We start from the raw sequence: 16,907 nt of genomic DNA on the forward strand, positions 1-16,907 counted from the left end.
AGTCTACAAATAAAGCCTATTAATTTATTGATAGACTTTGTTATTTTATCAGAGGACAACAAGGGGTGGAGATCAGTGAAAAATAATCTTTGCTTTGATAGGATTTGTTAATGACAGTCGATTTATAATTGTTTAGGTATATCCATTTTCAAATAAATCATATCTATTAATTGTTGTCCATCCTCAAACATTTCATGGCCGTAATTGTCTATGAAAAAGTTTTTTACTGTATGTGAATAAACAAATCCGTATTTTTTGTAAAATGACAATGTTTTATCATCATCCCCTGTACCGACTAATAGCGTATCACATTTATCTTTACAGTTTTCAATTATATATTTCATCATTAAACTTCCATATCCTTTCCCTTGTTCTTGTTCGTAAGTTGCAATATTCTTGATTTCACAAGTGTTTTCATCTTCTTGCGTTACGACACAAACTGTTTTTAAATCAGTATCATATAATGCAAACAATTCTCCTCTTTCTAAGTATTTGAGAATCATACTTTCCTGTTCATCAGCCAATAACAGTAAATCCATAAACTGCTCTTTATCTTTTATTATTTTTTTAATTTCCATTCTGTCAGTATATTGATTAATAAAAGACAATATTAATGTTAATAAATGATATTTCAATCATTTTTTACTGCTATACTCTGAAATTAGTTTGTATCTCATATTAGCTGGTAAGAAAAATATTACTTTTACTGGCAGATAGTGTAGGATATCGAACCAAAAATAAATATAATCCAATGAAAAATATAAACTTAATTGCTTTAATGCTTTTATTGAGCCTTCCCGCATTCCTGTCAGCACAACCAAACCCATCGAAAAAAGGATCTGCAGCTGGAACTAATAGCGGATGCATTTCACATCCTTGGCAAGGTAAGAAAGTCGGATATATTGGTGATTCCGTTACAGATCCGGATAGTTATGGAGATAAGATAAAAAAATACTGGTCTTTTTTAGAAGAGTGGTTGGGCATCACTTCTTACGTTTATGGTGTGAGTGGAAGACAATGGAACGGTGTCGTTAATCAGGCCAATCAGTTGAAAAAAGAACACGGGGATGATGTTGATGCTATTCTTGTTTTCCTGGGAACCAATGACTTCAATCACGGTGTACCCATCGGCGAATGGTATACCGAGCGGGAAGAGCAGGTTATGGCTGCACGGGGAGAGCCCAGGAAGTTGGTTAACCGGAAAAGGCGTATGCTTATTATGACTAATGATACCTATAAAGGACGTATTAATACAGGAATAAATCACCTGAAAAAATTATTCCCCGATAAGCAGATTATTCTACTTACGCCATTGCATCGCTCGTTTGCAGAATTTGGCGAAAAAAATGTACAACCGGATGAAAGTTACCAGAATCATTGCGGCGAATATATCGATGCCTATATCGATGCTATCAAAGAAGCAGGTAATATATGGGGTGTTCCTGTTATAGATTTTAATGCTGTAACAGGGCTTAATCCGATGATAGAGGAACAGCTAGTCTATTTTCATGATGCCGGCTTCGACCGCCTGCATCCGAGCACAGAGGGGCAGGAACGTATGGCGCAGACATTGATGTATCAACTGCTGATGTATCCGGTTGCTTTCGGAAAATAAATTCTATAGAGAAAATTATCCTTTTCCTATTTTAATCCAGGTTGCCTTTTTCCATAACCATTCCAATGGACCCTGACGATGTGAAAGGAGCCACCAGCGACAAAAAAAGAATTGTAAAAGGAACACACCTATTCCCATAAGAAAACATACTGTAATACCTGTATGCAGGTAAAGCCCCAGTCCCCAGTTGTAAAACAGGAATGCGCCGAGCAAAGACTGTGACAGGTAGTTTGTCAGGCTCATGCGTCCATAGGGGGCTAATTGATGAAGAACCCGCCTAAACTTTGTCAGGTAATAAACAAGTATTACTCCTGCGAACAGTATTCCTGTAAATGCAATATTCGAAAGAGATTTAAGTATGAGAGTAGAAGGTACAAGTAGAGCCTCCCGGTCTATAAAGTCGGGAAGTACAGGCATCAAGCCATAAATAGGGAAAAAGGCTATGGTAGCTATGATGAATACTTTAATCCACAACTGTATATTTTTTTCTGAGTATAGGAATACCTTGCCACGCCCTATCAGCATACCTATCATAAACAATCCTGCGGTTTGGGTAACCCGTCCATGTAATAGCATCCAGCCCATATTGGCAACATTCCCTGTCCATATAGCAGTTTTACTCATCTCGAGGAAAGAACCTTCTTTCTGTGCTGTATTGACTATCTCCCAGTATGGGGCGTCGAATTCGGCATTCGTTATGTATTCAGGGTTGATAAGCGCATAAATCAGTTGTCCCCATTCCAGAGGCTGGAGTAAAAGGACAACGGCTATAATCGCCACTGTGCGGGTAGAAAGTTTGCAGACTGCTATCAGCACATAACCAACCAATGCATAGAGTACTAATATTTCACCGGGAAATAAAGTAGAATTGATACAAGCTATAAAGAATAATAATATTAACCGCCAGGCAAACCGTCCACGAAAATCTTTCCCTTTTTCTTTTTGTGAGTTGTCCTGAATAAAAAAACTGAATCCGAAGAGCAATGCGAAAATGCAGTAGGCTTTCCCGGAAAAGGTGAAAAATACACTGTCCCAGATTATTCTATCCGTAAATATCAGGAAATTGCTGGTTTCTTCCGGGAAACTGTTGAGGCTGAACCGTTCGATAAAATGGATAAGAGTAATTCCCATTACAGCAAAACCACGTAATACATCTGCTATTTCTATGCGATTATTATTGGTTAGCGTAGTAGATGAGTGCATGCTTTTAGAATTTAAAAGTTAACAGATTCCTTGTTTGAGGTGCGAATCTATTATAAACCTTTTATATTTCCTAATAAATATTATTCAATAAATGATAAAATATGACCTTTGAGGTTTTTTTCCTATTAATGGTATTTTTTATTTTTATGGGTAAATGATTGATCGTAATATTTTTATATAAAGGATACTTGAGCGGTATTTACTTGCCCAGCAATACTTTCTTCCCCGAATAGGTGATTGAATAAATATTATTTCCTTCAATAAGTATTCCGGCTGTATGATTTTTGGGAAAGTTATCGTAATGCCTTACATTTACAGCGACAACACGTCCGTCATACCGCCAGTCGATTTCGTCTACTTCGGAATGACCGACAATAATCCGTTTCGTTTTATAATAATCCAATACTTTATCTAAATCTTCCGAAGAAACCGGTTCAGAATTGGTAACCAGTCCACGATACCAAAGTGGCCCGTCACTTCCGAATAATGTCTCATTACGGGTATGCATATTATTCCTTTCCTTTGTAGGATAGCCGGTAAAACGCCAGCCAAGCTCATTTATTTCCCCTATCTTGTACCTTTTCTGAATAATTTTAGGACTGAGCCCGGCATGTACAAACAGATTATCTCCGACTGTCAGGATAAGATAGCTGTCGCGCAACCAATATCCCAATTCTGTATTTACACCATATAAGTCGGAATAAGGAATACCTGCCATCGCTGAAAACACAAGATGCGCCTCATTTACATAGCGAATATCATCTTTTAAAACCAGGTCTTCGTGGTTGCCGATTATGAAATCCAAACGTCCTCCGGCATCCTCTGCTTCCTTTTCCAATTTATATACAAGCCATGCTATCCCGTTGTCATCGCGCCCACGGTCAAGAATATCGCCCAGAACGATTAGTTGATTTTTCCCATAAGACCAATTGAGATCATTATTTATTACTCCATTCCCTTTCAATACGGCAATGAGTGCATCGAGGCGCCCATGTATATCTGAAACGACAAGCGTTTTATCAGACTTTTGCTGACGCCATGGATGTTTGATCCGTTCGTGAAGGTTAAACTCAAAACTTACATTTGTGTTGTCTCCTGTTGCAGAATAACGGAATTTCAAATTGTCGGGTAAATACGCGAATGTGGTATCCATTACGTTTCCATCGGCTTTTGCCGCTACAATCCGGACGCTTTCGTCGGCATTATACAATACATACAGATCTCCATATCCGTGAATAACAGCCTGTTTGTTCTCTTGTGCTAAAGCAGAAACAATCCACAGCGAAGCTAATAATAATCCTAAATACTTTTTCATCGTTTTACTTCCTTTTATAGTATTATGTAATGAAAACAACCGGAAAGTACTCCCGGTTGTTTTCTTCTCTTAATTTATGATAAATTAATTACCAGGTATAATTTAAAACAAATGATCCGCTAGAGAAAGTACTTGAGCTGTAACGCGAATACCCCCCCATTTTTGCAGTTCTTGCACTTTCATCAAAGTCCATAAAATAACTCGAACTTGTACTACCGATAGTATAAAGGTAAAAATAGGTCATGTAGACGCCTGTACTGGTCGGTAGGTGGCCATTGATCTGATATTTAGTATCATCACCGCTCGAAGCTTTCCCCGGCTCATAAAAATACCATCGTTTGGCCGAAATATCATGAAATCCTATACCCGAATCAGGTAAAATTTGCTTATTTTCATCTACGGTAAAAATAAAGTCGCCATACCATTCACCAGTCCCGTTAAGACACCAGTTCTCAATTTTGAATATGCCGGCGATCTCTTTTTTATATAAGTTTTGTTTAAAAGGATCGAATGCAGCTAATTTTGAACCTGATGTCCCTTCGAATGTACAAGTCGCTTCTGCCACAAATACCCACGGTTCGAGCCGCCTAAGTTTTCCAGAATGAACCGGAGCTCCGGCAGCAATATATTGGTCGCTATATACTTCGTCTATTTTCAATTCGAAAGGATAATCCGTTTCGTATGGAATGTCCTGATTAAAACCTACTTTGAAATAAGCTGTTTCTTCTCCTGCTGCGAAAGTAACACTCTGATCCGGGAACAAGAGTCCTTCCGTACTTTTGGATATACTGATAGGAACAGTAAGTGAGCCATTTGTATTTACACGTGAGACAGCAATATTAAGGTACGATTCTCCCGGTTCCACATCTCCGCTGCTAGAAGGGTTAAAATAAACTCTTGGAGAGGATGGATCAACCTCCGGCCCTGGACTCCAATTATCATCATCGCTGCAAGATAAAGACATAATCATCAACAATCCGGATATCAAAGATACTGATATTTTATTTATTTTATTCATATTCATTGTTTTAAGATTAATTTCCTGTCCATAATCCATAACTGTCCACTACTGACGGATCGGGATTCAATATCATTGCTTTGTTCAATGCTCCTTCAGATTCGTATGGTATATACAGATTCATCCACGAGGCTGTGTATCCCGGAAGGGAGTTGTAACGGTTGGCCGCTAACCAGTTCGATCCGGTATATCCACGGGTGATAGCCAGTTCACGCCTTTTGATATCAAAGTATGCCAGACCTTCGCCCCAAAGCTCTATCCTTTTTTGTGTAACTATATAGTTGTCTACAAGGTCTTCCACATTTGTCGGAGATATGTTGAACGAACCATCTGTGTAGCGGTAAGTATTCATAAACGAAGTCAAAGCGCTAACACCTGAGGCCATACTCTCCGCGTATGCTTTTGCTTCGGCCTCGATGAAATACATTTCTTCTACGCGTATGATGGGAAAATCTACTTGCAATGCGTTTGTGTAATCTTCTGATATGTCTCCCTCGTTAGGGCGGAACTTAAAGCCTACATAAGCATTACGCAAAGCCCATTCGGTACCTACATCGGTTCCATTTAGTTCATCTAATTTACCTAACAGAGTATAATATTTGCCAGGGGTCGGTTTTGCACCTGCGTCGGCAGGATCTATCCATGTCACCTTCCGCCAGTCACTATCCTCTATCTTATCGTAAAGATTCTTATCAATCATGCGATAGCTGTGGTATTGCGAACGACTGTATCCCCGGGTAAATTCGGTAACGCAATTGGAATGAAAACAATTTACCCTACTATAAACAGCATCGGCAGACTTGATGGTGATGGCAAAAACCCAGGAGCCGACAGTGGCTTCATTAAATCCTTCGGTCAGGCTATGCCATTGTGCTTGGCTTAGCGGTGAGTACTTATCGATGACATTACGCGCATACTGAGCCGCTTTCTGGTAGCATTCGGTGGTGCTTGTTATTCCCAGTTTGTCGTATATTGCCAGAGCTTCATCATCTTCATGAGCCAGCTGGGTTTGCAAATCGGCAGGATATTTCTGGAAACGGGTCGCAATTTCGAGCCACAGCCGGGCTTTGTAAGCATATACTACCGACAGGTCTGCTTTTGTTTTATTGCTCCGGCTATAGTTTGCCAGATACTTTTCCGCTTTGTTCAGGTCATTCATTATAAACCTGTACATTTGATAGAAAGGAGCGCGTGGGTTATTGTCTGCATTTTCAGCGTCAAAATTTTCATCTACAATTACAGAAGTAAGCCCATAAATTCCATTTTTTTCGGCTTCTGCATCCAAAGCGGCAACTCCGGTCTTTTTATATTCATACATGCGCATCAGGTCCATATATGCCAATACCCTGTACACAAGAGCGTTCCCGTAGAGCGCCTGTATTTTGTCAGAGGCCTCGTCGGGATTCTCGATGGCAGCAAGTGTATTGTTTGCATTCAGTCCCATACGGTAATAGTAACGCCATGGCTGGCGGGTACGGGCAGATGTAAAATCGGTCAGATTGCACCAATATGTATTGAAATGATTGTAACTGGTTGATACGTAGGGGCAATCGGTAAGGGCATCGCGAATAATCATCATGGCCGGATAACCGAATTCCTGTGCCGAAAGTGTGCCAAAATAATCGTAAGCATACATAAACGCAGCTGTACTGTTAGCCAGTGATTCCAACGCAGTTTCTGACACTCCTATCTGATCTGCTGTGGCATATTCGGAAGGCATCACCTCGTCGATACATCTGACAAAAAGCAATACCGGTATAAATAATATAGCTATTTTGAATAATATTTTTCTCATAATTATCAAGTTGATTAATTAAAAATCGAATTTCAGATTTAACAGGAATCTTCGTGTGTTAGGATAATAGCCCATATCCAAATCTCCGTCAAAGTCGCGGTTTGGAATAAAACCCTTTCTCTTCGATAAGAAAAGCAGATCGTCGACGCCGGCGGAAACCATTAATCCTTCGATTCCCATTTTTGTTACAATATTTTTTGGTATGATATAACTGAGAGTAATATTCTGTAAGTTCAGGTAGTCGGCTTTGGTAAGCCAGCGGTCAGATGCCGAAGTAAAATAACGGTCGCCATATTGCCAGCGCGCATACGTATCGCTTGGGTTTTCGGCAGTCCACGAGTTGTATATGTCTTTGTGGAAATTATAACCGGTACGCCCACTATATGGAGTCGTCATCAGAGAGGCATATCCCGAATCATAAGCATAACCACCAAGCCTGTATGCGAAAGTAAATGAAAGTTCAAGTGATTTCCATCCGAAGCTTCCTCCAAAACCTCCGATTAGTTTAGGCTGTGAACTTCCGCAATCGAAGTATGACCCTGAGCTGTAAGTAGTGGTAGTTGAGATCTCACCGGTATCGTCATTTCTTACATACCACATAGCCTGTCCGGATTCGTTAATTCCCGCGAATTTTTTTAGATACCATGTTTTGTATTCCACACCTTCTCCGTAAAAGTACGAACCGCTGCTGTAACCTTTACCTACTACGTCTCCATTGCCATTATATAGTGTTTGGCCTGTTCTTTCTGCTGCCAGTTTTAGAACTGTGGCTTTGTTCATTGCACCGTTAAAGTTCAGGGAGAAACGGAAATCTTTCTGTCGGATAATATCTCCACGCAACTCTAATTCGACACCAGCGTTGCGCATATCTCCTACGTTTGCCCAATAGGCAGAGTATCCGAGTGACGTGGGTACCGAAACCTGAGCAAGCATGTCCGTAGTTTTATTATTATAGTACTCGATACCACCGGACAAACGCCCTTTGAACAATTCAAATTCGACACCGGCGTTAATAGCAGAGCGGGTTTCCCAGGTAATGCTTTCGTTTCCTTTATTCTTAAAGGTAAGGGCAATATCACCATTCAGATTTGCTATATCGTAAGTATCTACGTAGCGGTGATTACCAATCTGGTCATTTCCGTTTTGTCCGTATGATAATTTTATTTTCAGTTCATCGACCCATTTCACATCAAAGAATTTCTCTTTGGATATAAGATAAGCTCCTCCGAAAGAGAAGAAACTACCCCAACGGTGATCGGGATGGAAACGGGAAGAAGCGTCGCGCCTGAATGATGCATCGAAATTATAGATTCCCTTATAGTCATATAATACACGGCCTCCGAATCCTTCGCTCTGATATCCGGTATTGTATGATCTCATATTATTCATTGTAATGGCTCCGTCGAGTTCCTGATTTTCGAAGTAGCTGAACATATTGGTCTTGTTACCATACAAATAGTAGTAATTATATTTGTATGATTCATGTAACACGGTCGCTTTGACATTATGGGCACCGAAACTCTTGTTGAAATTGAGCAACTGTTGCAAATTCACTGTTTCGGTCTTATAAGAATACACAGATACGCTTCCTCCGGGATTCGATGTTCCGTAAAACGGTTGTCCGGTCGATTTATATCTCCGTTCGTTATCTGCGTATGTAACATTTACCGTTCCAGTCAGCTCGGGGATAAACGTGATATCGATTGCTCCCTGTGCACCGACTTTCGTGGCTTCGGTTCTACGTGTTTGCAATTGTACTTCCTGTAAGCGGTTCGATCCGGTTCTGATGGGACGTGCAACGCCATCGTTGTATGTTCCGTCGCCGTAATCGTAAACTTTGCCATTATCGTCGTATGCGATATTACCATTTGCATCCCTTATATATACAGGATAAATAGGAGCCATCATATTTACATTCGAAAAAAGGTTATTCGAATTGTTTTCATAATCGGGATCGCTGTCTGTTTTCGACTTTGAGGCATCTATATTTCCGCTGAATTTTAGCCAGGTACGTGCTCTGAAATCACCTTTCAGGCGTCCGGTATAACGTTCGTAGCCTGATGTGCTGGTAATACCTTCAACGTCGGTATACCCGACAGACGCGAGCAGGCTCATTTTGTCGGTTCCTCCCCTTATAGAAAGATTATAGTCCTGACGGAATCCTGTTTTATATGTTTCGTCTGTCCAGTTGTCCGGATACAAGAGGTAACTACCCCCATCGGTGCCTGTGGCTACCCTGCCCAATGTCGCATTAGGATTCAACTTGCCGTTATAACCTACAAGTTGTTGTCCTTCGGGCACAGTATACACAAGGTATCCGAGACCGCCCTCGTCACTGTTTTTTGTCCATAATGCATTCGAAGCCTGATTTGCCTGGTATGCATTGTATCCATATATATCCTGAAAGTAGTTGTATAGGGCTCTGTAGTGTTGTTCATAGAATTCTCCGGGGTTCTCTATCACATCATATAAATCGCTTTTGCGCACTTGGGAGATTGCAAATTTAGCATCGAAAGTGACTGCGATTTTCTCTTGTTTTGTGGCTCTTTTTGTTGTGATCAGTATAACACCGTTACCACCCCTTGCTCCATAAATGGCTGTTGATGCAGCATCTTTCAATACGGTAATAGATTCAACGTCATTTGGGTTGATATTATTCCATCCGCTTTCGTAAGCTGCGCCGTCTACGATAATAAGGGGATCTTTGCTCGCATTGATCGAACTGGCCCCACGTATGCGGAACTCGGGAGTAGCATCGGGAGCTCCTGAAGTATTTTGAACCTGTACACCGACACCGGCACCTTCTATGGCACTCATCACACTTGTCACGGGACGGCGGGAGATGGCTTCGGCAGTTACAACAGAGGCAGAACCTGTAAACGCGGATCTTTTCTGCTCACCGTACGCTATTACAACCACTTCATCCATCATTACGGGATCTTCCAAAAGCGTGATTCTGAAACTTCGCTGTGTGCCTACTTTTATTTCTTGTGTGATATGTCCGATATAGGAAATAACGATCGTTGTGTTTTCAGGAACTTCCAGTGAGAAATTACCATTTACGTCAGTTATTGTTCCTTTACCTGGTGTTCCTTTTACCGAAATAGATACCCCGATGAGGGGCTCATCATTTACATCTTTGATGATTCCGGATATAGGGATATCTTGTTGTTTTTGCACTTCTAGCAGAGGCTGTTCCGTATGTTTTTTATTAGACTCTTTTGTTTTATGTGATACATATATCTGTTTTCCAGAGATCACATATGTGCTGTTTGTGGAAGTGAAAACTTTATCGAGAACATCTCCAATCGCTTCATTATTAGCAGATATACTTACTTTCTTATTTACATCAATGACATTATCAGAGTAAAAGAAAATAAAATCACTTTGGCTTTCTATAATAGAGAAAATCTCTTTGAGTGGCTTGTTTTTTATCTGTAGTGATATGCGGTTATTTTGCGAAAAACCAGAGCCGGCATAGGAGATGCCAATACATAAAAAGAAAAAAAAGAATGTGAACTTCACGGATAGTAATACTTTTTTACATTTAGTATTTTTTAAACTAAAAGAATTTATATTTATCATATATTTGTGATAATTTAATTAATAATCTGTGGTCAATGATTTTAATTAGATTTTAGGATCAGAGGATACGCCAATATTCTCTGATTTTTTTTATTCTTCATATTTTTTTCATAGGCTTTTTCTTTAGAGTTAATGTGATTGTTTTAGTTGGTAAATTTTATTTTAATAGCTTGATTTTATAAATTCCTTCTTCCATAGTATAAGATATCGGTACTGAATTGGCAAGCCCATCAAGTACTATATCAAAATCATCTTTCAGGTTTAGCTTTCCAGAGCACAGGTATTTTCCGGCTGCTGCTTCACAATCGACCGTTACTCCATAATACATGGAAAGACGGGCGAGCACATGCTCGAAGGACTCTTTGTTAAATATATATTTACCGTCAATCCATGATGTGTATAAGCTTGTATCCACCTCCTTTACATTTTCATTCAGGCTATTTTTGTCATATACATACATTTTATTGGGCGACAGCGTTGTTTTACTGTTTGTCTTTTTATTAGAGATATTAACCATGCCCGATACCAGTATAACGTTATTGTTATCTTCTTTACTATAGGCTGTTATGTTGAATTTTGTTCCCAGTACTTTTACTTCCATATCTTTGGTCTTAACAATGAACGGACGATTAGCGTCTTTTGCTACATCCAGATATATTTGACCATCGATAAATATTTCCCGTTCCTTTTCGTTAAATTCTATAGGGTATACTAGTTGAGTGCCTGCGTTTGCCCAGACTTTTGTCCCGTCCGAAAAAGTAATGGTAGACCTTTTTCCATAAGGGATCAATAGTTGGTTGAAGCTGGATGACTGGTCTTTGGCGATATCCTTGCTGTCATCCATTGTTATACGGTCATCTTTATATTGAATATCTGCATTCTCGGAGTCGAGTTCTACTTTCTTACTATCCGATAAGATCAATTGTATATCTTTTGTTGCTGTAAAATTCGGATTTGTGTTGGTGTTTACAAAAGACATAATATCATCGGAGGTATCAGGTGCAAATAGTTTAACCCAGTCTGTATTCAAGATTAGTATAGACAGGAGAATACAGGCGGCAGCAACGGAAGATATGATAATCTTTCTTCGTTTATTTGATTTAGGTATGTTATTTTCTATCCGAATATTTTCTCTGAAAATTTCGAGTTCTTTGCTGATATCAATTTGTTCTTTGTGTTTTTCAAACTCAAGGGAATTCCATATCCGGTATATAGCGAGAAACTCTTGTTCGTTTTCTTCGCTTTCTTCTATCCATCCAGAGAGAATCGTTAATTCTTCATCTGAGATTGTGCCATCAAAGTATTTTCCTAAAATATTTTTATCCAAGGGAGATGCTTTCATATTAGTATTATATTTATTGAACGATTCAGGTCACAAAAACCCTACCTTAAGAAGTAATTTATTTTAAAAATAATAATAAGGTAATAGTTAATGAAATTCCATTTTTCAGAAGATGTGCCCGGATGAGGCTCAAAGCCTTGGTTATTTGTTTTTCAACGGCTTTTACAGAAATTTCGAGTTGATCTGCTATTTCTTTGTTTTTAAGATTATCGTGCCGGCTCAGGATAAATACTTTTTTGCATTGAGCTGGTAATGTTTCTACATACTCCCATATTTTTTCAATTATTTCTTTTGAATCAAAATCTTCCTCCTGGTTTGTTTGCAGTAAATTTGTGAAGATATCTATGGGTATGCCTTTTAGTCCGTTTGTCTGATGACTCGTTTTTATATAGTCGATTGATTTGTTTTTTGCAATCGTATATAGTAAAGTATTGGTTAGTTCATATTTATCGCGGTTTTTCCATAAAGACACAAAGGTATCCTGAACAATGTCTTTTGCTACTTCCATATCGGGTATGTAAGAATATACAAATGAGCAGAGCGATTCGAAATACCCTATAAACAGGTCTTCATATACATTCGGGTTTTCATTTTCGCTTTTATTCATTATGACAATTCTCCTGAACTCTTTTTAGAAAGTAATTTAAATATAAAAAATTAGATATAAAAATATATTCTTATATGGGTTATTTTCAGATATGTGTAAGTGACAGTAAGAGTATAAGCTATGCTGCTTCTGATTTCTTCAGCAAATATATAAAATTGAGAGCGAATTTCTTCTCAGAGGCTGCCTAAAAATTCAAAGAGAGAAAAATAATATAAGGTTTATGTGAAATGGTAAGATTATTGAGGGCATTTGTGTCAAAATGTTTGAAATATATAGGCAAGCGTGTGAAACAAATAACCGGAGAGTGTAAAAGTACACTCTCCGGCTATTTACATGATCATTGATTATTTTTGAATTTATTTCTTAACTTTTATCATATGCAGAGTAATAATTTATGTTTTCAGGGCATTCTTATATGATAAGAGCATATTCAGATTTTATTCTTTTTTCAGTTCCATACCTAACATCATTCCATCATATGAGTTAAGAAGAGATGTCACACTTTTGATTACAGATACTCCCGAATGGCTGCCAACAAAAGTAACGAGGGATAGGAAACTGTTCGCTTCGAATAACAAAGAGATCTTGCTCCCTGAACCTGATAGCTGAGCCTTCACGGGTATATGATTTGCATATTTCAGTGTTATGTATTTCGTACTGCTGTCGTAGCTGTATTTTCCTTTCATTGTAGTGCCTCTGGTCGTATTTGTGAAAGTACTGTCGGCGCTGAATGTAAAAATCGTAACACCGGCTTCTATGCCCAACTTATTCAGCTGGCTATCCAGATTCTTTTCCATGGTTGCAGATGCTGCTTTTCCTCCGGCTTTTTTAAGAAGATTGTCTGACTTGAATTTTACTTCTGTTCCGGTATATCTCCATGTTCCGGTAATGTCATTCGAAGATAGATGACTGATGGTAGAATTGGCTATTTTCTTTAGTACCTGTGCCTCTGTTATATTTGTGCCAATAAACAGGCCTGAGAGAATCATTAATGTTGTGTAAAATACTTTCTTTTTCATTATTTTGAAAATCCTTTAATTGAAAATTACATATTTAATCTTTTACTGATATTTTATAAACAGTTTAGTCCAATATTAGGTTTGGACAGATGGCTATATTGATAATATTTAACTTTAAACCATTCGTTATGCTTAGTTTCTTGCCACCTCTTAAAGACAAACAAGGATTTTAATTCATGCAAAATCTATATTAATAGCAAGCTAATTTGTACCTTTGCACTTCCAAAAACAGATGGGAGGAACGACTCCTTAACTCATTTAACAGACTTTGAAATGCTGAAGACCGCAAACATTGACGAATTAGAAAATAAAAAGATCAGCAAACTCCTTTGGCAATATGCTTTGCCGGCCATTGTGGGAACAATGGTAAACGCCTTGTACAACATTATCGACCGTATTTATATAGGTCATGGCCCCAACTTGGGCGACCATGCTATCGGGGGATTGGGTATTGTATTGCCTATTATGAATCTGACTGCCGCAGTGGGTATGCTTGTCGGTGCTGGTTCTGCCAGTAGAATATCAATTTGTTTAGGCAGGGGAGATAAGGAAACTGCCGAAAAAATAATCGGGAATTCCTTTCTTATGACTATTCTTCTTACAGGGACATTGGTCACATTGTTATTTATATTCCTTGATCCCATCCTGATGAGGATCGGGGCTACGGAAGAAACATTTCCTTTTGCGAAAGAATTCTTATTATACTATCTGCCGGGGAATATCTTTCTGACCATGTGCTTCAACTTCAATAGTATGATGCGCGCTTCGGGTTATCCGGCCAAAGCAATGTATACAATGCTGATAGGGGTTGTCGCCAATATTATCATTGCTCCTGTTTTTATATTCGTATTGGAATGGGGAATCAAGGGAGCGGCTATTGCAACGATTATATCCATGTTCATTGGTTTGTGTTTTGTAATGTACCATTTTATGAACCAGAACAGCATGCTGAGATTGCGTAAAAAGAATATTGGTCTGAATCCTAAGGTTGTATGGGCAGTAGCCAGTATCGGTATGTCTCCGTTCTTTATACAGGTGGCGGCTTCCGTTGTGGTGTTTTTTATTAATAACAAACTGAAAACATACGGAGGTAATATAGCTATTGAAGCATACGCAATAGCCAATACGCTGGTTATGATCATTATTATGGTAATGGTGGGGTTGACTCAGGGTATGCAGCCGATAGTTGGATATAACTATGGAGCGAAACGTATAGCCAGAGTAAAGGAAACCCTCTTTTATACCATAAAAGTGGGGATGGTCGTCGGCTGTGTGGGATTGGTTATAGGACTTCTCTTACCCGAGTTGATTGTAAAACCTTTCAATCCGTCTCCTCCTCTTGCTGCGGAAACAGCTAAAGCTCTGAAGATAATAACTATTATGCTCCCGTTTGTAGGCTATCAGATCGTAGTTACTAACTTCTTCCAGTGTATAGGTATGGCAGGTAAATCGATATTCCTGAGTTTGACACGTCAGTTTCTGATGCTGTTGCCGGCCTTGTTTATCCTGCCTAAGTTTTTCGGAATAAATGGAGTTTGGGTGTCTTTGCCTACTGCCGACTTTGTAGCTACAGTGTTGACTGCCGTCCTTTTCTATCTGCAGGTACGAAGTTTCAGAAAAATGGAAGCTATGGATGGAAATATGAATCCAATAAGCTAAAAAATATGTAAATTAGCAATTTGCTAATAGAATTGATTAATATGAATACAGACAGACAAAATATCTTAAACCGATTTTCTGTTACAGAAGCCGATTTATTAAAAGTTATAACCGAAGCATTGGGCAAAGGTGGTGATTATGCCGATATATTTTTTGAGCATACATTCAGTAACAGCCTTTCCTTACGTGACGGAGAAGTAAACCGGGTGTCTTCGAATATTGATTTTGGCGCGGGTATACGTGTTGTGTGCGGAGATCAGACCGGATATGCCTATGTGGAAAATATAGAACTGAAGGAATTGATGAAAGCTGCGCAAACAGCAGCCAATATAGCTTCATCTTCATGTCGGACCGAATATCCGGTAGAAGTAAAAGAAAGCCTTTTCAGTAACCATTATAAAGTTAAAAAGCCCTGGATAGATATCTCTGTTGCAGATAAAAAATCATTTGTTCAAAAGCTGAATGACCATATATTCGCACTGGATAAACGAACAATAAAAGCTACTGTAAACCTGAGTGATTCCACATCATACATTCTGTTTTTCAATTCGGAAGGAATTCTCACGTGGGATTACCGTCCGATGTGTATCATGTCAGGATCTTGTACAATGGAACAGGACGGGAAAATTGAAAACGGATATTCGTCACGAGCTTACCGTATGGGCTTCGAATTTTTATCACAGGACTTGATCGATATTATAGCGAAAGAAGCTGTGGAACAAACCTCACTGATGTTTGAAGCCATAAAACCTAAAGGAGGAGAAATGCCTGTGGTGATGGGTGCCGGAAGTTCGGGCATTCTTTTACACGAAGCTATCGGGCATACTTTCGAGGCCGATTTTAATAGAAAAAAGACATCTATATTCTCCGATCAACTGGGAAAACAGATATGCTCGCCTACGATCAATGTAGTTGACGATGGTACAATGGAATTCCAACGGGGTTCTATCAATTTTGATGATGAAGGTATAGAAAGCCAAAAAACATATATTGTAAAAGACGGACGTCTCGAAAGCTACCTGCACGATCGCATCAGTGCAAAATACTATGGGGTGAAACCTACAGGTAACGGACGCCGGCAGTCATTCAGGTATATGCCTATGCCACGCATGCGTGTAACATATATGGAGAACGGGACAACACCGGAAGCTGATATAATCGCGTCTGTGAAGCAGGGGATCTATGTCGATAATTTCACAAATGGACAAGTTCAGATCGGGGCCGGAGATTTTACTTTCTTTGTGAAAACAGGCTATCTTATAGAAAACGGAAAGCTTACCCAGCCAATAAAAGATATTAATATCATAGGAAATGGGGCTAAAGCTCTCGGCGATATTACCATGGTAGGCGATAACCTGAAAATAGATGAAGGTGCATGGACCTGTGGAAAGAACGGGCAAAGCGCTCCAGTCGGACAAGGATTGCCATCAGTGTTGATCAGTAATTTAACCGTAGGAGGAGAATAATTTGTATTTTTATTGAGAAACTTTATCAATATATTTTAGTAGTTAGTAGGCAGTAGTCTGTAGCTATTAAAACGATCTTTGAAAAAACAGAAAAACGTGTCAGGTTTTGCTCAAAAGGCTAATAAAAAGCGATTTTTGAATTGTGAAATCGACGTAGTCAAAATAATATATTGACAGTAAAGTAAGGAAAATTGCATCAATATGAAAGATGCGGGAATGAAAAAACTTGCAAAATCTGTAAAGTTTGTAAAGTTTTTATATCCGCCGCTTACAATTTGCTATT

At 39.0% G+C, this 16,907-nt stretch carries 12 protein-coding genes; 3 read left to right on the forward strand and 9 right to left on the reverse strand.

All coding sequences use genetic code 11. The features are described from left to right. Positions 1–122 precede the first annotated feature (122 nt). Positions 123–578 (reverse strand): GNAT family N-acetyltransferase, encoded by a 456-nt coding sequence (locus GGR21_RS17365; protein WP_183308506.1) that lies wholly within the window; start codon positions 576–578, stop codon positions 123–125. Positions 579–751: 173 nt separating this feature from the next. Here GGR21_RS17365 and GGR21_RS17370 point away from each other — a divergent pair, with 173 nt between their 5' ends. Beyond that, complete coding sequence (locus tag GGR21_RS17370) at positions 752–1,615, forward strand: SGNH/GDSL hydrolase family protein (protein WP_183308507.1); 864 nt, start codon at positions 752–754, stop codon at positions 1,613–1,615. A 15-nt stretch (positions 1,616–1,630) separates the two neighbouring features. On the opposite strand, the gene GGR21_RS17375 is transcribed toward GGR21_RS17370, so the two are convergent. The 8 genes from GGR21_RS17375 to GGR21_RS17410 all read right to left on the reverse strand — a co-directional run bounded on the left by GGR21_RS17375 (position 1,631) and on the right by GGR21_RS17410 (position 13,499). Continuing rightward, entirely contained in the window at positions 1,631–2,818 is a 1,188-nt protein-coding gene (locus GGR21_RS17375; protein WP_183308508.1) for a DUF418 domain-containing protein, read from the reverse strand. A gap of 199 nt (positions 2,819–3,017) precedes the next feature. Further along, a complete protein-coding gene (locus GGR21_RS17380) occupies positions 3,018–4,133 on the reverse strand; it encodes a metallophosphoesterase (protein ID WP_183308509.1) in 1,116 nt (371 codons plus the stop codon). A gap of 88 nt (positions 4,134–4,221) precedes the next feature. Continuing rightward, positions 4,222–5,151: a hypothetical protein gene (locus GGR21_RS17385; RefSeq protein ID WP_183308510.1), complete on the reverse strand. Its 930-nt coding sequence runs from the start codon at positions 5,149–5,151 to the stop codon at positions 4,222–4,224. 16 nt (positions 5,152–5,167) lie between these two features. Beyond that, positions 5,168–6,946, reverse strand: a complete 1,779-nt coding sequence (locus GGR21_RS17390) for a RagB/SusD family nutrient uptake outer membrane protein (RefSeq protein WP_183308511.1) — start codon at positions 6,944–6,946, stop codon at positions 5,168–5,170. A gap of 18 nt (positions 6,947–6,964) precedes the next feature. Then, positions 6,965–10,471, reverse strand: a complete 3,507-nt coding sequence (locus tag GGR21_RS17395; protein WP_183308512.1) for a SusC/RagA family TonB-linked outer membrane protein — start codon at positions 10,469–10,471, stop codon at positions 6,965–6,967. A 217-nt stretch (positions 10,472–10,688) separates the two neighbouring features. Next, positions 10,689–11,873, reverse strand: coding sequence for a FecR family protein (locus GGR21_RS17400; protein WP_183308513.1), 1,185 nt, complete (start codon positions 11,871–11,873; stop codon positions 10,689–10,691). Positions 11,874–11,931: 58 nt separating this feature from the next. Further along, positions 11,932–12,480, reverse strand: coding sequence for an RNA polymerase sigma-70 factor (locus tag GGR21_RS17405; protein ID WP_183308514.1), 549 nt, complete (start codon positions 12,478–12,480; stop codon positions 11,932–11,934). 437 nt (positions 12,481–12,917) lie between these two features. Next, the gene (locus GGR21_RS17410) at positions 12,918–13,499 is read right to left on the reverse strand and encodes a DUF4923 family protein (RefSeq protein ID WP_183308515.1); all 582 of its coding nucleotides are present in this window, start codon (positions 13,497–13,499) and stop codon (positions 12,918–12,920) included. 273 nt (positions 13,500–13,772) lie between these two features. On the opposite strand from GGR21_RS17410, the gene GGR21_RS17415 reads away from it, so the two are divergent. Further along, a complete protein-coding gene (locus GGR21_RS17415) occupies positions 13,773–15,158 on the forward strand; it encodes an MATE family efflux transporter (RefSeq protein ID WP_183308516.1) in 1,386 nt (461 codons plus the stop codon). 41 nt (positions 15,159–15,199) lie between these two features. Further along, positions 15,200–16,624 (forward strand): TldD/PmbA family protein, encoded by a 1,425-nt coding sequence (locus tag GGR21_RS17420; protein WP_183308517.1) that lies wholly within the window; start codon positions 15,200–15,202, stop codon positions 16,622–16,624. Positions 16,625–16,907: the final 283 nt, after the last annotated feature.

It is taken from the genome of Dysgonomonas hofstadii (genome assembly GCF_014196915.1).
GTDB classification, from domain to species: domain Bacteria; phylum Bacteroidota; class Bacteroidia; order Bacteroidales; family Dysgonomonadaceae; genus Dysgonomonas; species Dysgonomonas hofstadii.